The sequence below is a fragment of the Maricaulis sp. ABE4_448 genome, from assembly GCF_056160825.1.
In genome coordinates, this window is record NZ_JBSWXX010000006.1 from 1 (window position 1) to 17,656 (window position 17,656).

Annotated in this window: 20 protein-coding genes; 6 read left to right on the forward strand and 14 right to left on the reverse strand. The window is 66.3% G+C overall.

Going from position 1 to position 17,656, the window contains the following annotated elements:
* Positions 1–430: 430 nt before the first annotated feature.
* The gene (locus ACXAJV_RS14945) at positions 431–1,012 is read right to left on the reverse strand and encodes an LOG family protein (RefSeq protein ID WP_475086216.1); all 582 of its coding nucleotides are present in this window, start codon (positions 1,010–1,012) and stop codon (positions 431–433) included.
* 69 nt (positions 1,013–1,081) lie between these two features.
* Here ACXAJV_RS14945 and ACXAJV_RS14950 point away from each other — a divergent pair, with 69 nt between their 5' ends.
* Positions 1,082–2,203 carry a PDZ domain-containing protein gene (locus tag ACXAJV_RS14950; protein ID WP_475086217.1) on the forward strand — a complete coding sequence of 374 codons (1,122 nt, stop codon included), beginning with the start codon at positions 1,082–1,084 and terminating at the stop codon, positions 2,201–2,203.
* Here the strand turns inward: ACXAJV_RS14950 and ACXAJV_RS14955 are convergent.
* The 6 genes from ACXAJV_RS14955 to ACXAJV_RS14980 all read right to left on the reverse strand — a co-directional run bounded on the left by ACXAJV_RS14955 (position 2,185) and on the right by ACXAJV_RS14980 (position 9,436).
* Positions 2,185–3,285: a threonine aldolase family protein gene (locus ACXAJV_RS14955; RefSeq protein ID WP_475086218.1), complete on the reverse strand. Its 1,101-nt coding sequence runs from the start codon at positions 3,283–3,285 to the stop codon at positions 2,185–2,187. The two genes, ACXAJV_RS14950 and ACXAJV_RS14955, sit on opposite strands and share 19 nt — an antisense overlap.
* On the reverse strand, positions 3,282–3,632 hold the full coding sequence (locus ACXAJV_RS14960; RefSeq protein ID WP_475086219.1) for an ArsC/Spx/MgsR family protein: 351 nt from the start codon (positions 3,630–3,632) through the stop codon (positions 3,282–3,284). The genes ACXAJV_RS14955 and ACXAJV_RS14960 overlap by 4 nt, the downstream gene beginning before the upstream one ends.
* A 120-nt stretch (positions 3,633–3,752) precedes the next feature.
* Positions 3,753–4,898 (reverse strand): flavodoxin-dependent (E)-4-hydroxy-3-methylbut-2-enyl-diphosphate synthase, encoded by a 1,146-nt coding sequence (gene ispG, locus ACXAJV_RS14965; protein ID WP_475086220.1) that lies wholly within the window; start codon positions 4,896–4,898, stop codon positions 3,753–3,755.
* 85 nt (positions 4,899–4,983) lie between these two features.
* Entirely contained in the window at positions 4,984–5,844 is an 861-nt protein-coding gene (locus tag ACXAJV_RS14970; RefSeq protein ID WP_475086221.1) for a RodZ domain-containing protein, read from the reverse strand.
* Positions 5,845–5,922: 78 nt separating this feature from the next.
* Positions 5,923–8,214 carry a phosphoenolpyruvate--protein phosphotransferase gene (ptsP, locus tag ACXAJV_RS14975; protein ID WP_475086222.1) on the reverse strand — a complete coding sequence of 764 codons (2,292 nt, stop codon included), beginning with the start codon at positions 8,212–8,214 and terminating at the stop codon, positions 5,923–5,925.
* Between the two features lie 4 nt (positions 8,215–8,218).
* Positions 8,219–9,436, reverse strand: a complete 1,218-nt coding sequence (locus ACXAJV_RS14980; RefSeq protein WP_475086223.1) for an aspartate kinase — start codon at positions 9,434–9,436, stop codon at positions 8,219–8,221.
* A gap of 222 nt (positions 9,437–9,658) precedes the next feature.
* Here ACXAJV_RS14980 and ubiG point away from each other — a divergent pair, with 222 nt between their 5' ends.
* Positions 9,659–10,426, forward strand: a complete 768-nt coding sequence (ubiG, locus tag ACXAJV_RS14985) for a bifunctional 2-polyprenyl-6-hydroxyphenol methylase/3-demethylubiquinol 3-O-methyltransferase UbiG (RefSeq protein WP_475086224.1) — start codon at positions 9,659–9,661, stop codon at positions 10,424–10,426.
* 47 nt (positions 10,427–10,473) lie between these two features.
* Here ubiG and ACXAJV_RS14990 read toward each other — a convergent pair whose 3' ends face one another.
* Positions 10,474–10,872 carry a winged helix-turn-helix transcriptional regulator gene (locus ACXAJV_RS14990; protein WP_475086225.1) on the reverse strand — a complete coding sequence of 133 codons (399 nt, stop codon included), beginning with the start codon at positions 10,870–10,872 and terminating at the stop codon, positions 10,474–10,476.
* Between the two features lie 71 nt (positions 10,873–10,943).
* Here ACXAJV_RS14990 and ACXAJV_RS14995 point away from each other — a divergent pair, with 71 nt between their 5' ends.
* Positions 10,944–11,270: a nuclear transport factor 2 family protein gene (locus tag ACXAJV_RS14995; protein ID WP_475086226.1), complete on the forward strand. Its 327-nt coding sequence runs from the start codon at positions 10,944–10,946 to the stop codon at positions 11,268–11,270.
* Positions 11,270–12,058 (forward strand): SDR family oxidoreductase, encoded by a 789-nt coding sequence (locus tag ACXAJV_RS15000; protein WP_475086227.1) that lies wholly within the window; start codon positions 11,270–11,272, stop codon positions 12,056–12,058. The genes ACXAJV_RS14995 and ACXAJV_RS15000 overlap by 1 nt, the downstream gene beginning before the upstream one ends.
* An 81-nt stretch (positions 12,059–12,139) precedes the next feature.
* Here the strand turns inward: ACXAJV_RS15000 and ACXAJV_RS15005 are convergent, their stop codons facing one another.
* The 3 genes from ACXAJV_RS15005 to ACXAJV_RS15015 form a co-directional block, all read right to left on the reverse strand.
* Positions 12,140–12,664 carry a hypothetical protein gene (locus ACXAJV_RS15005; protein WP_475086228.1) on the reverse strand — a complete coding sequence of 175 codons (525 nt, stop codon included), beginning with the start codon at positions 12,662–12,664 and terminating at the stop codon, positions 12,140–12,142.
* 143 nt (positions 12,665–12,807) lie between these two features.
* On the reverse strand, positions 12,808–13,404 hold the full coding sequence (locus ACXAJV_RS15010) for a hypothetical protein (RefSeq protein ID WP_475086229.1): 597 nt from the start codon (positions 13,402–13,404) through the stop codon (positions 12,808–12,810).
* 86 nt (positions 13,405–13,490) lie between these two features.
* Positions 13,491–14,762 (reverse strand): S8 family serine peptidase, encoded by a 1,272-nt coding sequence (locus ACXAJV_RS15015; protein ID WP_475086230.1) that lies wholly within the window; start codon positions 14,760–14,762, stop codon positions 13,491–13,493.
* Positions 14,763–14,849: 87 nt separating this feature from the next.
* On the opposite strand from ACXAJV_RS15015, the gene ACXAJV_RS15020 reads away from it, so the two are divergent.
* On the forward strand, positions 14,850–15,362 hold the full coding sequence (locus ACXAJV_RS15020; RefSeq protein ID WP_475086231.1) for a sigma-70 family RNA polymerase sigma factor: 513 nt from the start codon (positions 14,850–14,852) through the stop codon (positions 15,360–15,362).
* Entirely contained in the window at positions 15,359–16,087 is a 729-nt protein-coding gene (locus tag ACXAJV_RS15025; protein ID WP_475086232.1) for an anti-sigma factor family protein, read from the forward strand. Before ACXAJV_RS15020 ends, ACXAJV_RS15025 begins: the two co-directional genes overlap by 4 nt.
* A 6-nt stretch (positions 16,088–16,093) precedes the next feature.
* Here ACXAJV_RS15025 and ACXAJV_RS15030 read toward each other — a convergent pair whose 3' ends face one another.
* From ACXAJV_RS15030 to grxC, 3 genes are read right to left on the reverse strand one after another with little or no spacing between them, the layout of a single operon-like run.
* Positions 16,094–16,519, reverse strand: coding sequence for a DUF1178 family protein (locus ACXAJV_RS15030; RefSeq protein WP_475086233.1), 426 nt, complete (start codon positions 16,517–16,519; stop codon positions 16,094–16,096).
* Positions 16,516–17,358 (reverse strand): carbon-nitrogen hydrolase family protein, encoded by an 843-nt coding sequence (locus ACXAJV_RS15035; protein ID WP_475086234.1) that lies wholly within the window; start codon positions 17,356–17,358, stop codon positions 16,516–16,518. Before ACXAJV_RS15035 ends, ACXAJV_RS15030 begins: the two co-directional genes overlap by 4 nt.
* Complete coding sequence (gene grxC / locus ACXAJV_RS15040; protein ID WP_475086235.1) at positions 17,358–17,615, reverse strand: glutaredoxin 3; 258 nt, start codon at positions 17,613–17,615, stop codon at positions 17,358–17,360. Before grxC ends, ACXAJV_RS15035 begins: the two co-directional genes overlap by 1 nt.
* Between the last annotated feature and the right edge of the window lie 41 nt (positions 17,616–17,656).

Consider the following 17,656-nt stretch of genomic DNA (forward strand, 5'->3'; position numbering starts at 1 on the left):
CTCCGCGTGCGGGATGCCTCGGGCATCACCACCAAACCTTCAAATGCGGACACGATGTCCGCTGTGCATCCCGCACCCCTCTCATCGCTCCAGGGCGCAAGCCCGTGGAGGATTTCCCGCTGGGAGCCTTTCCTCCCCATGGAATGGGAGGTGGATCGCCGCGAGGCGGCGAGACGGAGGGGCGCCGCGTCAGCGGCGATGTGTCAGCGACAGGCTCCACCGCTTCCCGGCGCTCACGCGCCGGCCCCTTCGACCCCTCCTTCGCCAAGGCTATGGAGGGCCCACTTCCCCACACGGTGGGGAAGAAAGAGAGCGTGTTGCTTTCCCCGGACGTGTTCAGGGGTCTGGCGGCGTTTCAGGCGGAGGTTCAGCCGGGCCCCGGCATGGAGGCCGGGGGAAGTGGAGAGAAGTGGGTAATAAAGCAGTGCAGTCAGGTCTGGCCGGTCTTGAGGCGGACATCGGCAGGCGGAGCCTGATAGGTTTCGAACGCAGCCAGCAGGGTGTCGATGCGGTCGGCAATCATCAGGGAGCGGCGGTGGTTTTCTGCCAGGAAACGCTCCCCCGTCATCCGGTCGAGGAAGCTGACGAGATCGTCGTAATAGCCCGCGGCGTTGAGCAGGCCGACCGGGTGGGTGTGGTGGCCCAGCTGGGCCCAGGTCCACACCTCGAACAATTCTTCCATCGTGCCGATACCGCCCGGCAGGGCGATGAAGGCCTGGGACATCTGCACCATCTTTGCTTTGCGCGCATGCATGGACTGGACGACGTGCAGCTCGGTCAGCTCGAGATGAGCGATCTCCTTCAGGGCCAGGAATTCCGGAATGATGCCGACCACACGGCCACCGGCCTCCAGCGCGGCATCGGCCAGTTCCCCCATCAATCCAACCTGCCCACCGCCATAGACGACGTCGATGCCGCGCTCGGCCAGCGTCCGGCCAACCGCGCGTGCGGTCTCGACGAAAACCGGATCCTTGCCGGGATTGGAACCGCAATACACGCAGATCGATTTCATCGGAACTCCAATCAACTTGGCATACCGGCCAGCTTCCGTATCCTGCGAGAAACGTGACGGGGGACAAGCATGAAACGGATGATCGCTCTGATAGTCGTGCTGCTGGCCGCGGGCAAGCTTGCCGCGCCGCCGCCGGCCGCCGCCCGCATGATCGACCCGGTCGTCCTGCCCGCGCAGATGTGCCGCGGCTATTTCTTCCTGCCGGTCACGCCGGAGGTGCGTGATGACGAAACGGCGGAAGACCGGACGCTCTGGTTCCTCTACGACACGGGAGCGTCGGCCAGCTATGTCGATCCGGATAGTATAGAGCGCGTCTCCGGACAGCGGCTGGGAAGCGGCATTTGGGCGAATTTCGGACGTGTCACCACCGGTCCGCTGGCCCTGACCGGTCTGAGAGCGGGGGTCCGGGAGCTCGATCACCTCTCGGTTGCCCTGGGCCGCGAGATCGACGGCATACTTGAATATGACGCTTTCGAGGACGTGCTGCTGACGCTCGATTACGGCCTGAACGAGATGCGGGTGGAGAGCGGCGCCCTGCCCCGCCCGGACGGCGTGACCGTGTTCGATGCGGACGGTCCCGACTTCCGCCCCTGGATTCGCGTACGCTTTCCCGATCGCACGCGACGCCTGTTGATCGACAGTGGCGCTGCGCTGAGCCCGGTCGTCCTGCGCAATCTGGAGCGCTACGACACGGTCGCGCCGCCCCGCGCGACCGGCTCAGCCGTCCGCTTTGAGGAAATCGAGCGCCGCTCCTCCGCTCGGCTCGCCGGAAATGCGCGGATCGGCAGAAATGAGCTCATCCAGCCCGTGATCCAGTCTACGCCCGGAACCGAGCTTCTGGGCGGACAGGCCATGCGGCACTTTGTATGGACCTTCGACCAGCGGCATGAACGCGTGCGTATTGTGCGGCATGATCCGGAAACGCCCATCACCTTCGAGCCGCTGATCACACACGGTCTGGTCCTGGTGCCCGAGGGCGACGGCATGCGCGTGGCAACCGTGATCGCCAACTCCCCCGCCTTCGATGCCGGCATCCAGACGGGCGACTTCATCACCCATTTCAACGGCCGCACAATGCGCGACCGCGATTGTTCGCTGGAGATCACACAGCTTGAGACCCTCGATCTCAGCCTGATGCGCCACGGCGAAACGCTGGACGTCCGCCTGACGCTCTACCCGCTGGTCGACTGAGCCGTGACGACATAGGCGCCCATGGCGCGGATTGCCTCGACAATGCGCATGATATCAGCCTGGAAGGCGCGCTCGCCGACACAGATTTCCAGAGCGGGCACCGGGTCGTGCTCGAAATGCCAGAACCGGCTACCAAGCCAGACGCCCGTCGCCTCGGCCGCGGCGTCGCGAGCGGCTTCGGCCGTCGCAACGTCACAATCGAGCCGGACATGCAGCATATTCACCTGCGGCGGATCGGGCAGGGTCGACAGGCCCGGCTGATTGCCGACTCCCAGGGCGATACCGCGTGCCCGTTCCACGAAGAGCGGGATCTGCGGCAACCGCGCATCCAGTACACGCAGCGCATCGGGCACCATCGGCCAGGCCGAGACAAGACGCCCACCCATGCGCGCCAGCCACAGGCGCGCCTCGTCCACGAAGTCCGCCTCGCCGGCGAGGATGGCGCCGCCCGAAGCGCCGAGATCCTTGTAGAAAGAGGCATAGACAGAGGCGAAACCGGCGCAGATTTCAGGCAGACCGCGCCCGGGCCAGGCCGTTGGAAGGGCCCAGATCCGCGCGCCATCCATATGCAGCGCCTGGCCGGTTTCCCGCGCACGCGTCTTGATCGCCTGCAGCGTGTCCCAGTCGGGCAGCGCGCCGCCATTGTGACGCTGCGGCAGCTCGATGATGGTGCACCCGGCGTCCTCCGGCAGGTCGTCCGCGCGCAAAGGGCGGGACCACGCGCCACAGCTCACCGGCTCCAGCCCGTGTAGATGGATGTGGCCGTCTTCTTCGTGCAGGGCGAGATGCGAGGTCGGATGCAGGCCAAGACGGGCATTGCCGGCAGCCTTGCAGTGCAGGCGGGCCGCGACACCCTGGGCCATGGTGCCGGAGGGAAACCAGACCGCCGCCGGCTTGCCGAACAGGCTCGCCATGCGCGCTTCCAGACGGGCGACGCTCTCGCCTGTCAGATAGGCTTCCGCGCTCAAGCCTGCCGAGCGCATATAGGCCGCGACACGTTCGAGCCGCTCTGCCGGACTGCCATCGGTGTGATAGGGGAAGCTGAGATCAAGATCGCAGCGGGCTCTCAATGCGTCATTCATTCCGGGGCCGTCAACCCGGCCAGTGCATCGCCGCTCCAGCCCACAATGACGCTGTCGCCGGCCTCGATAACGGGCCGCTTGATGAGCGTGGGATAGGTGATGAGCAGACCGGCCGGATCGTCCTCGGCAATCAGCTTGTCTTCAGCCGACAGGTTCCGCCAGGTCGTGGAACGCGTGTTCACCAGCTTCTTGGCCCCCACAGCGTCAATCCAGGCCGGCACTTTGCGCACCCGGTCGAGCTCGTCGCGGATATCGACAAATTCGTGATCGCGGCCGACCTCTTCCAGCGCCTTCACCGCCTTGCGGCAAGTATCGCAATTCTTCAGCCCGTAGATCCTGACCAGCATGATTTCCCCCAACCGGAGAATCCGTAAATCCGGACTCTCCCCATGCGTGCATTTCACTAAACCGGCAGTGGTCCGGAAAAAAGGCCCGTGCCACAGCCGACACCCGGCCGTCCAGCCCTGTTATTCCGCAGCGGTCTCTGCCACGCTCTCGGCGCGCATCTGCGCAGCACGGGCCTCGACCATCTCGACGATGTGATCGATCATCTCCTCGTTGGAGACATTGTGGTCCGGCCGGCCAGACACATACATCTTGCCACGGCCTGCCCCGCCGCCCGTGAACCCCAGATCGGTCATCAGCGCCTCGCCGGGACCGTTGACCACGCAGCCGATGATCGACAGCGAGATCGGCTCGGAAATATGCGCCAGCCGCTGCTCGAGCGTTTCCACCGTCCGGATAACATCAAAACCCTGCCGCGCGCAGGACGGGCAGGCGATGATGTTCACGCCGCGCGTGCGCAGGCCGAGCGATTTGAGAATGTCGAACCCGACCTTCACTTCCTCTTCCGGTTCGGCCGACAGCGAGACGCGGATCGTGTCGCCGATCCCGGCCCACAGGAGCGAGCCGATGCCGATGGCCGATTTCACCGTGCCCGTGCGCAGGCCGCCGGCCTCGGTGACCCCGAGGTGCAACGGCGCATCCGTCGCTTCAGACAGCGCCTGGTAGGCCGCCACCGTAAGGAAGGCGTCCGACGCCTTCACCGAAATCTTGTAGTCGCGGAAATCGAGATCTTCGAGGATGCGGGCGTGGTCGAGCGCGCTTTCCACCATCGCCTCGGGACAGGGCTCGCCGTATTTTTCCAGCAGGTGGCGCTCCAGCGAGCCGGCATTGACGCCGATGCGGATGGCGCAGCCATGATCGCGTGCTGCCTGGACGACATCCTTCACCCGGTCCATCGAACCGATATTGCCCGGATTGATCCGCAGGCAAGCGGCCCCGGCCTCGGCGGCCTCAATGCCGCGCTTGTAGTGGAAGTGGATGTCCGCGATCAGCGGCACCGTGGCCGCCTTGGCAATCGTACGGAAGGCCGCCGTCGAATCCTCGTCCGGACACGAAACGCGCACCAGGTCGGCGCCGGCCTCTTCGCAGCGGCGGATCTGGTCGATCGTCGCGGCGGCATCCGCCGTCGGCGTATTGGTCATGGTCTGGACCGTGATCGGCGCATCGCCGCCCACTTCCAGTCCGCCCACGCGGATGGTGCGGCTCTTGCGGCGCTCGATCATGCGCCACGGTCTCACGCTGCGGGGATCCTTACCGGCTTGCGACATCCGTCACTCCCTTTGCGGCCGTCCAACGGCCGTCAGGTGCGCATATAGCGTCTATGCGGCAATGTTTCGACCGGGGTGCGACAGATTACTGCGGCTGCGCGGCGTCCTGGGGCTGCAGCTGGGCGAGAACCGGCAGGTCCTCGACCGGCGCACCGAGCTCGCCCAGCGTGCCGACAATCTCGCCCTCGTGCTCCAGCTGGATTGCCCCGGCATCGGTTGCAGAGACGGTCAGTCCCGGCTCCAGCGCCTGATAGGTCTCGCCGGCGGAGAGTTCGCGGGCGAACAGGATGCGGCCGGAGGCGTCCTGCACCTCGATCCAGGTCGGCGACAAAGCGCGCATCACCACCGTGCCGGCGGCGGTTCCGGCCTTGCCGAGCGGAAGCCCGGTCCAGATATCGTCAAGGCTGGGCGCCGTGGCCGCCACATCGAAACCGGGGCGCGCCCATTCCGGCGCCGCATCCGGCGGCGATGGCGGATTGCCCAGAATGCCGCCCGTGCCGACCTGCTGGGAATACCACCAGGCCACACCGGCCAGCGCAGCCAGGATGATCACCACCCCGAACAGGCCGCGCGGCAACTTGATCGGCTTGCGCGTCGGGGTCGCGGCGCTGGGCGCAGCCCGGCCGGTCTCGGTATCGACCTCGCGCTTGAACTGTTCGACAAGCCCGCCGGGCTCGAGCGACAGGAAGCTGGCATAGGTGCGCAGATAGCCGACGGCATAGGCCCGGGCCGGCAGGCCGCGCGGGTCCATGTTTTCAAGCGCTTCAAGATAGTCGGCACGGATCCGGGTACGTTCGGCAGCCTGTTTGAGCGACAGGTTCATCTTCGACCGCGCTTCGCGCAGCCGGTCGCCGGCCGTCAGCTGGACATACCCGATGCTGTCGTCAGCATAGACCGCATCTACCGGAACAAAGTCCGCACCCGATGCTTGACCCACAATAGCCATCTACCGCTCTCTCCCCGGAGCGATCGTCACCCAAGAACGCAATTAAGGGTAACTTTGCCCTAACCCCGCCCTATAAGATCAAATCCCTCGACCGTTTTCAACAGCCTCGCGAGGTAATCCGGCGTCTTCCCCTGCCTGGAGGAGAAGCGGACGCAGACTGTCAGCGGGGCTCTGAAGCCGGCTCGCAAGCCAGGTGCCAAGTTTTTCCACGTCGAGCCCGGAGACGAGTTTCTTGATGGGGCCGATATTCGGAGCGGCCATGGAAAGACTTCGGTAACCAAGGCCTATCAGCACTGCAGCCTCCAGCGGCTTGGAGGCAATTTCGCCGCATACGGACACCGGTGTGTCGTGCTCGGCGCAGATATCGCGTACCCGTTTGAGAAGGTCGAGGGCCGCCGGGCTGAGCACATCGTACCGATCCGAGACACGCGAATTCTGCCGGTCGGCCGCGAAGAAATACTGCATCAGGTCATTGGCACCGACAGCCACGAAATCGACCGCGTCGATCGCGTGTTCGAGCGCCCAGGCCATGCCCGGCGTCTCCAGCATGATGCCGACCTTCACGTCTGACGGCATGACATAGCCGGCCCGTTCGGCATGACGCAGCTCGCGGTCCAGCATGTCACGTGCAGCACGCACTTCCCAGGGCGCCGAAATCATCGGGAACATGACTTTCAGGGGACGCCCGGCCGCGGCCAGGATCAGGGCGCGCAGCTGGTAGCGCAGCAGGCCGGGGCGGTCGAGCCCCATGCGGATGGCCCGCCAGCCCAGCGCCGGATTGGATTCCTTGGTCGACGGCGCAAAGGGCGCGACCTTGTCGCCGCCCAGATCGAGCGTGCGGAACACAACCGGCCGTTCGCCCGCCGCGTCCAGGACTGATTTGTAGACCGCCGACTGGGCCGACAGGCGCGGCAGCGTCTCGGCCACCATGAACTGGAATTCGGTGCGGAAGAGGCCCACACCGTCGGCGCCGGTCTCGTCCAGCGCCATCAGCTCGATCAACAGACCCGCATTCATGTGCAGGCCGACCCGCACGCCGTCGGCCGACACCGCCGGCCCCCGCAGCTCGGCATAGGCCAGACGACGTTCCGACAGGGTCTGGATGCGGGCGTCATAGGTTTCGGTGACATCGGCCTGCGGCCGGATGTGCAGCACGCCGAACTCGCCGTCCAGAATGACCGGATCGCCATCCTCGGCCTGGTCGAGCGCGCCTTCCAGACGGCCCACGAGCGGGATCCCCAGCGCCTTGGCCACGATGGCCGCATGCGACTGGGCCGAGCCTTCTTCCAGCGCGATGCCCTTGAGCTTCTCGCGGTCGAATTCCAGCAATTCGGCGGGACCGATATTGCGGGCGATGATGATCGCATTGTCCGGCAGCTCGGCCGACTTGGCCCCGCCATTGAGATGGCGCAGCAGGCGGTTGGCGAGGTCTTCCAGATCGTGCAGGCGCTCGCGGAAGGTCGGATCCGCGGCCTTCATCAAACGCGCCCGGTTCTCGTTCCGCACGCGCTCGACCGCCGCCTCGGCGGTCAGGCCACGGCGCACCGCCTCGCGCAGCCGCTCCAGCCAGCCGCGGTCATGGGCGAACATGCGATAGGCCTGCAGCACGTCACGCGTCGGTCCACCGAACGGGATGCGGCCGCTATCCAGCATCTCGTCGATCTGGATCCGCAGCGAGGAAATGGCGGTATCGAGCCGTTCCTCCTCACTGCCCGGGTCGTCGGCAATCAGCCGGGCGGACTCGACATGCGGCTCGAACAGTACGGCGACGCCGCGCGCGATCCCGCCAGAGAAGGCACCGCCCTGGAAGCGTTCGGGCCGCGACTGGCGCACATCCAGCCCGGCCATTTCCTCGGAATCGACGATATCGCCCGAGGCGACGATCTCGGCCAGCACCATGGCGACGGTCTGCAGCGTCTCGATCTCGTCGGTCGCGACCTGGCGCTCCTGGGAGGTCTGGGCTGTGAGCACCCCGACCATGCGGCCGCCCCGCAGGATCGGCACGCCGACAAAAGTATCGAACGGCTCCTCACCCGTCTCCGGCTTGTAGGAAAAGGCCGGATGCGAGCGCGCATTGGACGTCGAGAGCGGCCGGGCCCGGCGTGCAACCAGGCCCACGAGGCCCTCGCCCGGCTGCAGGCGCACATGGTGCACGGCCTCGGCCTTCAGGCCGAAGGTGGCGCACAATTCCAGCGCGTTGGACTGGCGGGCCAGATAGATCGAGCAGACATCCCACCCCGCCTCTTCCGCGATCATGGCGGTGAGGTGATCCAGGCGCGCCTGGGCGTTCTCCTGCACCGCCATGAGCTCGCGCATGCGCTTGAGCAGGCGGCGCGGATCGCGCATGGGAGGGGTCTTGAGATCGTCCATGCGGCTATACCCGCTCCAGTCCGTAGGCCGTGTGCAACGCCCGCACGGCGCGCTCGACGGCGTCATTGTCGATAAGGGCGGAAATCTTGATTTCCGAGGTCGCCAGCACCCTGACACTGATCCCCTGCTCGCCCAGCACTGCAAACAGGGAGCGCGCGATATCGGCCCGCTGGCGCAGCCCCGCGCCCACAATAGAGACTTTTGCCAGTCCCGTCTCCGACGAGATATCGGCGCCCGGCAGCCCAGCCTCCAGCACGGCCTGGGCGCGGGCCAGGTCGCGGTGGGCGACGGAGAACTCGATATTCACACGGCCCGGCGTGCGGGTGTGCGCCTGCACGATCATGTCGACCCCGATCTCCGCGTCCGCGAGGATGGCAAATGTGCGTGCGGCGAGCTCCGAGCGGTTGGATGCCCCCAAAAGGGCAATCCGCGCCTGGTCCCGCGCATAGGCAACGCCGGACACGATGCGGCGTTCCGCGATGTCCTGTGTCTCGACCACATCCGTGCCGCGGCTTTCGCCGGCTTCGAGGAAGGAGGACAGGACCCGCATCGGCACGCCGCGCGATTTCGCGAACTCGACCGAGCGTGTCTGCAGCACCTTGGCGCCCTGGGCGGCCAGTTCCAGCATCTCGTCATGACTGATCGCGTCCAGACGCCGGGCCGCCGGTTCGATGCGCGGATCGGTCGTGTAGACGCCATCGACATCGGTGTAGATATCGCATCGCGCGCCCAGCGCCGCCGCCAGTGCGGCCGCGGACAGATCGGTACCGCCGCGCCCCAGCGTGCGGATCTCGCCTTCGGAAGTGATGCCCTGGAAACCCGCGAGCACGGGAATGACCCCGGCCTGCATCGCCGCCTCCAGCACGGAGACATCCATGCCGGCAATCCGCGACGCGCCGGGCGGACCATCCGTCACCACCGGCAATTGCCAGCCCTGGAAGGACCGCGCCTCGAACCCCGCCTCGCGCAGGGCCAGCGCCATCAGTGCAGAGGATACCTGTTCGCCGGCCGCCAGGGCGACATCGGCCTCGGCATCGCCGAGCCCCGCGCCGAACGCACCCGCCAGGCCAAGGATGCGGTCGGTCTCGCCGGCCATGGCCGATACGACAACCGCCAGGCTTTGACCACGGCGGACGGCGTCGGCAACCAGGCCCGCGGAATGGCGAATACGCTCGACCGATCCGACCGACGTGCCGCCGAATTTTGCCACGACGCGTGTCATTCGCCCGTTTCCTCGAACCCGTCCCTCAACCTGTCCCTCGCGCTTTTTATTGCCGGCGGGTGCGCCCATAACGTCGCACCGGGCTCGATTAGCGGCATCGGCAAGGCCATATTAAGACCGGCGCCCATGTCGTCGCGCTCGCGGGTTAGGTAAGCGCAGACGGCCGGGCACGCAACGCTCGAACGCAATCGCAGACAGGTTCGCCTGCAAGGAGAAACACGGATGGCAACGGCGACAGCGCCCGACACCCTCACCCGCCCCTCGATCGACCCCGAGGAAGTCGAGAAGTTCTCGCGCATGGCGGCGGACTGGTGGGATCCGGATTCCAAGTTCAAGCCTCTGCACAAGTTCAACCCCGTACGCCTGGGCTTTATCCGCGACACGATCTGCGAGCATTTCGGCCTGTCCGGCGCGACGCCCTTTGAAGGCCTGCGTGTTCTCGACATCGGCTGTGGCGGCGGGCTGGTCTGCGAACCCATGGCCCGGCTGGGCGCACAGGTGACCGGCGTCGATGCCGCCGAAGCGAATGTGAAAACGGCCTCGGTTCATGCCGAGGAACAGGGTCTGGACATCGACTACCGGCACGGCGTCGCCGAACAATTGCTGGAGGCCGGCGAACCGCCCTTCGATGTCGTGCTGAATCTGGAAGTGATGGAGCATGTCGCCGATCCGCACGCCTTCCTGGTCGACTGCACAAAGCTCGTGAAACCGGGCGGGTTGATGATCTGCGCGACGATCAACCGCACGCCCAAGGCCTTCGCCCTCGCGATCGTCGGGGCGGAATGGATCATGGGCTGGCTGCCGCGCGGCACGCACCGCTTCGCCAAACTGGTCAAACCGGCCGAGATCCGCGCTGCGCTCCGCGAAGGCGGCATGGCAATGAGCGAACCGGTCGGCGTGCTTTACAATCCGCTCAACGACCAGTTTTCACTCGGTGAGGATACGGCTGTGAACTACATGGCAATCGCCCGGAAAATCCCGGCCCCCTGACCTCGCGGGCGCGATATCCAGAACCAGATTGCGCCCGGACACCGCACTCAGCCGGTTTGCGAGGGCGTGTCCGGTTGCAGCGCCTCGCGCTGGTCGGCCCATTTCAGAAGCGCATCCAGCGCCGGGCAAAGCGCCTGCCCCCACTCGGTGAGGCGATACTCGACCCGGGGCGGAACCACGGGATAGACCGTCCGGAAAACCACGCCATCGCTTTCCAGCTGGCGCAGCTGCTGGGTGAGCATTTTTTGCGAGATGGCCGGTATCGCGCGCTCCAGTTCGGAGAAGCGCATCACCTTGCCGCCGAAGAGGTGGAAGAGGATGACCAGCTTCCATCGCCCCTCGACGATCCGCAGCGTGTTGACCACGCCTTCGGCGGCCGTCTCCGCCGTGAAAGCCTCTAACTTACTTTTTGGTGCGTACCAGACTTTATCGTGCGTACTTGTCATTTTTCCAGTGTCGCTCCACTTGCCTTCCAGATCAATCCGGAGGCGCGGCCTCCGCCAACCAGGAGATGGCCATGACGCAGACACTTCCCTCTTCCATCGCCGCATATTCTGATGCCGCAAATCGCCGCGACTTCGATCGCGCTGCCGCACAGTTTTCCGCGGATGCCCACGTCCGGGACGAGAGCCGGGACCATATCGGCAGGGCCGCGATCGAAACCTGGCTGAAGCAGACGGTCGACGCATACGACTTCCACGCAGAACCCGGCCCGGCAGAACACGGGGACAGCGCCGTTTTCGTACCGGCCACGGTCTCCGGCAACTTCCCGGGCAGCCCCATCGTATTGACCTACCGCTTTGGCATGGACGCCGACCGGATCGCCTCGCTGGAGATTGCCTGATGACGGCCTCCACAACGACCGAATTCGCCGGCAAGCGGGTCCTGGTAACCGGCGGCACGAAGGGAACGGGCGCGGCCACTGTGGACCTGTTCCGCAGCCGCGGCGCCCGCGTTGCCACAGCCGCCCGCTCGACACCGCCCGGCGGTGTGAATGCCGACCTGTTCCTGCAGGCTGACCTGACGCGTCCGGAGAGTGTCGCCACCCTGGCCGATGCGGTCACCGGCGCCTTTGGCGGTATCGACATACTCGTCCACTGCTTGGGCGGATCGACAGCGCCGGCCGGCGGTTTTGCAGCCCTTTCGGACGATATCTGGCACGACGCGCTGCAGCTCAACCTGCTCAGCGCCGTCCGACTGGACCGGGCCTTCCTGCCCGCCATGCTCGCCCGCCAGGAGGGCGCGATCATCCACGTCACCTCGATCCAGCGGCGCCTGCCCCTTCACGACTCCACCACGGCCTACGCGGCCGCAAAGGCGGCGCTGAGCACCTATTCCAAGTCGCTGTCGAAGGAGGTCGGTCCGGCGGGTGTGCGGGTGAATGCCGTAGCACCGGGATGGATCTATACCGAAGCCGCCGAAGCCCTGGTGAAACGGATCGCCGGGAATGCGGGAACCGACGAGGCCGCTGCAAGGCAGAGCATTCTGGACGCGCTCGGCGGCATTCCGATCGGCCGGCCGGCCCGGCCGGAAGAGGTCGCCGAAACGATCGCCTTCCTCGCCTCCGACCGCGCCAAAGCCATCCATGGTACCGAAGTGACAATCGATGGCGGCACAGTCCCGACGGTCTGACCGCGCGTCCGGGCTGCGCACAGGTAAACGGAAAGGCGGCGCCGCGAGGGCGGGCCGCCGCCTTTCCTGCTGGCACGAGGATCAGCGGTGCCGGCCCTCATAGTGCCAGCCCCCCGACCCGTCGCGGCAGCTCTCAAAGCCGAAGCTCTGGTAATTGCCGTGACTGTCGTAGATCTCCGCTTCACCCGAGGCGCATTCGCGGCCGTGCGAGTGATAGCGCCGGCCCGGCTTGATCACGCCGCGGCGGCCGCTGTCCGGATTGTGCCAGTAGGTCGGACGGCCATGATCGAACGCATCATATTGGGCATAGGCAAACTGGCCGCGGTCGCATTCGGTCCAGGTCGAACCACCGATATTGGCGCCCAGCAGCTCGCTGCCGCCGAGGCTGAGGCCCAGCCCCAGCCCGCCGGACGAACGCGTCCGGCACGCATCGCGATAATAGCGGAAATCATGCCGGTCATAGCCGCGCTCGTAGTAGGAGTTGTGATATTCGAACCGGGCCGAGGAATGATGTCCCTGGGCCTGGGCGGTTCCGGCCGCCGTGCCAGCCGCAGCAAGAGCCGCAACAGCGCCGAGCGCCGGTATGATGGTTTTAACACAGGTCATGTCGTCCTCCTTGTTGATCCCTCACAGTCTGACAACGCGCCAGCGGCCGGTTTTCTTCCATGGCGTTCGAAAAAGTTCACGGCGGCCGCCGGCGGGGCCGGCACAGTCCGAGAACTGCGCCAGCCCCCATGGAGAGACAGGTATCAGTGCGTGTCCGGCCCCTCGACGCGGGCCTCTGCCCGACCATCGACCCGCGTGCGGGTACGGGCATTTCCATCACCGTCGGCGCGGACCGAATTACGGGCGCTGGCATTGGCTTCGGCCTCGACAGAAGGCGAGGCATTGCGTGCCCGTTCAACCTCGGCACGGGCCCGGTTGGTCTGCCGCTGCGCTTCGCGGCGGACCGGACGCGTGTCCGGGGCCGTAATCCCGGCAGACCCGTGCACAGAGCCGCGGGTCGCGGTCTGGCCGCTCCGGGCGGCCGCACTGCCTGCGATACCGGCATCGGCCCGGCTGCGCGCCGCCGCACGCTCGGCCTGGCGCGCTTCACGCTCGGCGCGGTCGAGACGCATCTGCTCGATCCGGCTCATAGGCCGGCCGGCATCGAGACGCTGGCGGGCATGGCCGGTCGCCCCGGTACGGCTCTGCACTTCACCCGGGCGCACAGTGTCGAGCCGGGTGTCCTGGGTGGTTCTCGCGGTGGCGTCGGTGACAGAGGATAGCTGGGCATGTCCAACGCCGGTCGCCAGGGCCAGAGCCAGAAGGCTGGCGGAAAGAGTCTTCGCAGAAAGGGTCTTCATGGATATCTCCCTTGTTCAGCGCCGGTTTGAACCGGCTGACAGGAAGACAACGAACGGCGGGCCGGATTTATTCCCTCTGCGATAGATTATTCGCGGCTCGCCGCCGTACGCAGTGTCGACCGCCCCACGATTCCATAGCCATAGGTATCGTCACGGCCACGCCGGCCGGCGTCTTCCGCGCTGACCGCAAGCGTCTCGATCGCGGACTGCGCGCGCGCCGGATCAGGCCGGTCGAGCCAGCCCGCCAGAAGAGAGGCCACAACAGGCGCGGCATAGGATGTGCCGCGCACCCGCACATGACCGCCACCTGTTCCGGCAGCGCTGTCGAACATGCCCGGCGCGGCGAAATCGACATGTGCCCCCCGGCCCGCCTCCGGCAGTACGCGACCGCGCTCGCTGACACCCGTCACACCGATCACGCCCTCATAGGCGGCCGGATAGAGCGGGCGGGCCGAAGCGCCGTCATTGCCCACCGCCGCCACGACGACATGACCACGTGCGGCCAGCGTTCCCACCACGCGCTCCAGCAACCGGTTGGGCGGACCAACCAGAGAGACATTGATCACCGGCACGCTGCTGTCGGACATCCAGCCCAGCGCCGCAATCAGCGCGTCGGCCGAACCGCCGGTCGGTCCGCTGCCATAAATGTCCGCCGTGACCAGCGTGCCTGACACGCTCGCCATCAGCGAAGCCACCGCTGTTCCATGGTCTGCCGGCTGGTAGGCGCCGCCGTGAAAAGCCTCGCGCTCGAGCCTGAAACCGGCAAGGGCGGGGTGGCGGTCATCCACACCCGTATCCACCAAACCAATTCTCGCGTGCCGCGCCGTGGTAAAGCCCAGCAACGCGGCCGACGAATACAGCGCCGGACCGCCGGACCGCGTGTAGATATGATTGAAGTCGTAGAGCCCTGCCGGATCGAGCTGACGGGCAAGATCGAGCGCGCGGCGTGTCGACAGGCCCGGCGGCGCCGACAACACGAACAGGCTCAGCCCCAGACTTCCCAGCGGCCGTTCGCGCACCAGGCCGAATCCCTGACCGAGAAGCGCGCCGAGCCCGGAACGATCGTCGGCAAGGACGGTGATCTGGTTGCGAACGATGACCGATCTGTCCGGCCCCCGCTCCAGGATGTCACGGTTCTGGCGCAGCAGGCTATCCAGCGTGTCGCGTCTGACATCCCGCAGCGTTTCCTGTGAGCGCTCACGCGTGCGGTCGACCCGGTCGCGCACCACATCGCCCAGCCGGCCAGCCGTGGCCGGTACATCGGGAACATCGACCGGCAATTGCGCCCGCGCCCCACCGGCAGACAGGACTGCCGCCGCAAGGGCGGCACACCAGATACGCAATACCCGACCAAACATCGCCCGCCTCCATCGGCCGCAAAAACATTGCTGTTTCAGATAACGCATGGAAGAAAAGCTTTCTTCCAGTCGTTATCGGAACATGGCATGGGCGCGAGAAACCCACGCGTGGAAAACGAGATCATCAGCTATCTGCCCCGGCTCCGCCGGTTCGCGCGGTCCCTGACCCGCGATGCCGCCGATGCGGACGATCTCGTCCAGATGACGCTGGAACGCGCTCTTGCCCGCCTGAATCAATGGCGTGACGGCACGCGCCTGGACAGCTGGATGTACCGTATCATGAAAAACGCCTGGATCGATGAAGTCCGGTTTCGCCAGCGCCGCGACACCCGGTTCGCCCCCGAGGAAGCCGGCGCAGCCGTCGGCCGGGAGGATCCGGAGTTCGACAAGCGCATCAGGGCCATGTCGGTGGAACAGGCGATGGAAACCCTGCCCGAGGATCAGCGCCTTGCCGTCGCACTCGTTCTTGTTGAGGGCCTGTCCTACAAGGAAGCCGCGGCGGTGATGGACGTGCCGATGGGCACGCTTACAAGCCGTCTCGCGCGCGGCCGTTCCGCGCTGGAGGCCATTCTCAACCCGCAGCGGGAGGCATCGTCATGACGGTCGAGGACGAAACCCTGATGGCCTATGTCGACGGCGAGCTGGACGCGGCAGAGACCGCCCGCGTCGAGGCGGCCCTGCGGGACGACCCCGCCCTGCGCCACCGGGCGGAGACGATGCAATCCCTGCGCGGAACCCTGGCCGGTCATTTCAATCCGGTGCTGAGTGAACCCGTCCCGGAACATCTGGAAGCGCTGGTAAAAACGGCCGCCCCGAACCCGGCGCCGGCCGGAGCAGATGACGGCCCCGGCTGGCTCGCACGCCTGCTGCAGGGCTGGCATGCACCGCACACGATTGCCGTGGTGTCGGCGGTTGCTGCGGGGGTCGTCATCGGCACCCAGCTAACAGCGCCCGGTCCCGGCAACCCGTTCAGTTTCGAAGGCGGGCGCATGACAGCAGGCAGCCGCCTCGCTTCCGCCCTCGACCGGCCCGGCGCACAGAACGCTTCCTCCCTGGCGGTCCAGGTCAGCTTCCGTCACCAAGACGGCCGCTATTGCCGCACCTTCACGGCATCGGGAACCGCCGGTATCGCCTGCCGGACCGACGGCGACTGGCAGATCGATCTCACGGCACCGGCACGGGGAGAGACAGGAACGGAAGTCCGTACAGCAGGAACGGCCCTGCCGCTGACCGTGCTGGACAGTGTCGATACCTGGATATCCGGGGAGGCCCTGTCAGCAGCGGAGGAAGAGACGGCCGCCGCGCGCGGCTGGCAGCCGGAATAGGCGCTATCAGTTCGCCTTCTTGGGCGGTGTCGGCGCCATGACATCGGGAAGCGGGGCGACCGGGACGCCGTCATCGGCAAGCTTGCGACTCTCTTCCGGTGTGGTCTCGCCATAGATCAGGCGTTCCGGCTTCTCACCGTCATGCATGGCCCTCGCTTCGCGGGCGAAATCGCCGCCGACATAGTCGTAATTCTTGCGGATGTGCGCCTTCACCCGGTCGGCAAGATCGCGGAATTGCGCCTCCGGAGATGCCGCCTCGCGCTTGCGGGAAGTCGACACGGCCGGCGCCATAAGCGCCTTGTGCACGTCGCTCGATCCGCATTCGGGGCATTGCACCAGATCGCGTTCGATCTGGTCGTCGCAGGCATCGGAGTTGGAGAACCAGGCCTCGAATTCATGGTCCCGGTCACAGCGCAGCGCATAGCGGATCATGTCGGCGACGGCATGTCCGGACCGGTTAGATCACGGTCATGTTCCAGGGCCGGAACACGGCGGCGGGCCTCGGCGACCTTGTCGAGATCGATGCGCGCGCTCAGCACCCCCGGCTCGGCATCCTTGCGGACGGCAACCACCTCGCCCCAGGGGCCGATGATCATCGAATGGCCCCAGGTCTTGCGGCCGTCCTCATGCAGGCCCGACTGCGCCGGTGCGATGACATAGCTGCCCGTCTCGATCGCCCGCGCCCGCAACAGCACTTCCCAGTGCGCCCGTCCGGTCGGCCGGGTGAAGGCGGCCGGAACGGCGAGGATCTGGGCGCCCGCCTTGGCCAGGCGCCGGTAGAGATAGGCGAAGCGCACATCATAGCAGATCGACAGGCCCAGCCGGGCTCCGGCGGCATCGGCCACGACCAGCCGGTCGCCGGGCGCGTAATTGTCGCTTTCCCGGTAGGTCTCGCCCTTGCCCAGGCCGACATCGAACATATGCGCCTTGTCATAGCTCGCCAGCAAAGCGCCGTCGGGCCCGAACAGGAAGCTGCGGTTTGCCGCCCGGCCGTCCGGCGTGCGCACGGCAAGCGAGCCGATCAGCAGCGTGATACCCAGTTCGCGCGCCAGCGCCGAAAAGGCCGGCAGGGCCGGTTCGGTCTCCGGCGCGTGCAGCACCTTGAAGGCTTCCGCGGCGTTCTTCTGCACGAGATGCGTGGTTTCCGGCGTGGCAACGAGCTGCGCACCGGTAGCCGCCGCATCCCGGATCAGGCGGATGGCGTCCTTGATGTTCGCTTCAGGGTCGATCCCCGATCGCATCTGGACGAGGGCAATGTCGAGTTGGCTCATCAGGCGGCGAGCATATCATCCAGCTTGCCGGCCCGTTCAAGAGCCAACATGTCGTCGCAGCCGCCGATGTGAATATCGCCGACGAAAATCTGCGGGAAGGTGCGACCGCCATTCGAGCGCTGGATCATCTCGTTGCGCTTGGCTTGGTCGAAGCCGGCATCGATCTCGTTGAAGGTCACCCCCTTCTGCTTGAGAAGGGATACGGCGCGGGCACAATAGCCACACATAGCGCGTGTATAGATTGTCACTTGGGCCATCAAACTACTCCATTACAGGCCGGCCGCGGCGGGCGAGCGGC

Coding starts and splice junctions, on each gene's coding strand:
- ACXAJV_RS14945 (WP_475086216.1), bottom strand. CDS start 1,012: ATGAAATCGATCTGCGTGTATTGCGGTTCCAATCCCGGCAAGGATCCG.
- ACXAJV_RS14950 (WP_475086217.1), top strand. CDS start 1,082: ATGAAACGGATGATCGCTCTGATAGTCGTGCTGCTGGCCGCGGGCAAG.
- ACXAJV_RS14955 (WP_475086218.1), bottom strand. CDS start 3,285: ATGAATGACGCATTGAGAGCCCGCTGCGATCTTGATCTCAGCTTCCCC.
- ACXAJV_RS14960 (WP_475086219.1), bottom strand. CDS start 3,632: ATGCTGGTCAGGATCTACGGGCTGAAGAATTGCGATACTTGCCGCAAG.
- ispG (WP_475086220.1), bottom strand. CDS start 4,898: ATGTCGCAAGCCGGTAAGGATCCCCGCAGCGTGAGACCGTGGCGCATG.
- ACXAJV_RS14970 (WP_475086221.1), bottom strand. CDS start 5,844: ATGGCTATTGTGGGTCAAGCATCGGGTGCGGACTTTGTTCCGGTAGAT.
- ptsP (WP_475086222.1), bottom strand. CDS start 8,214: ATGGACGATCTCAAGACCCCTCCCATGCGCGATCCGCGCCGCCTGCTC.
- ACXAJV_RS14980 (WP_475086223.1), bottom strand. CDS start 9,436: ATGACACGCGTCGTGGCAAAATTCGGCGGCACGTCGGTCGGATCGGTC.
- ubiG (WP_475086224.1), top strand. CDS start 9,659: ATGGCAACGGCGACAGCGCCCGACACCCTCACCCGCCCCTCGATCGAC.
- ACXAJV_RS14990 (WP_475086225.1), bottom strand. CDS start 10,872: ATGACAAGTACGCACGATAAAGTCTGGTACGCACCAAAAAGTAAGTTA.
- ACXAJV_RS14995 (WP_475086226.1), top strand. CDS start 10,944: ATGACGCAGACACTTCCCTCTTCCATCGCCGCATATTCTGATGCCGCA.
- ACXAJV_RS15000 (WP_475086227.1), top strand. CDS start 11,270: ATGACGGCCTCCACAACGACCGAATTCGCCGGCAAGCGGGTCCTGGTA.
- ACXAJV_RS15005 (WP_475086228.1), bottom strand. CDS start 12,664: ATGACCTGTGTTAAAACCATCATACCGGCGCTCGGCGCTGTTGCGGCT.
- ACXAJV_RS15010 (WP_475086229.1), bottom strand. CDS start 13,404: ATGAAGACCCTTTCTGCGAAGACTCTTTCCGCCAGCCTTCTGGCTCTG.
- ACXAJV_RS15015 (WP_475086230.1), bottom strand. CDS start 14,762: ATGTTTGGTCGGGTATTGCGTATCTGGTGTGCCGCCCTTGCGGCGGCA.
- ACXAJV_RS15020 (WP_475086231.1), top strand. CDS start 14,850: ATGGGCGCGAGAAACCCACGCGTGGAAAACGAGATCATCAGCTATCTG.
- ACXAJV_RS15025 (WP_475086232.1), top strand. CDS start 15,359: ATGACGGTCGAGGACGAAACCCTGATGGCCTATGTCGACGGCGAGCTG.
- ACXAJV_RS15030 (WP_475086233.1), bottom strand. CDS start 16,519: ATGATCCGCTATGCGCTGCGCTGTGACCGGGACCATGAATTCGAGGCC.
- ACXAJV_RS15035 (WP_475086234.1), bottom strand. CDS start 17,358: ATGAGCCAACTCGACATTGCCCTCGTCCAGATGCGATCGGGGATCGAC.
- grxC (WP_475086235.1), bottom strand. CDS start 17,615: ATGGCCCAAGTGACAATCTATACACGCGCTATGTGTGGCTATTGTGCC.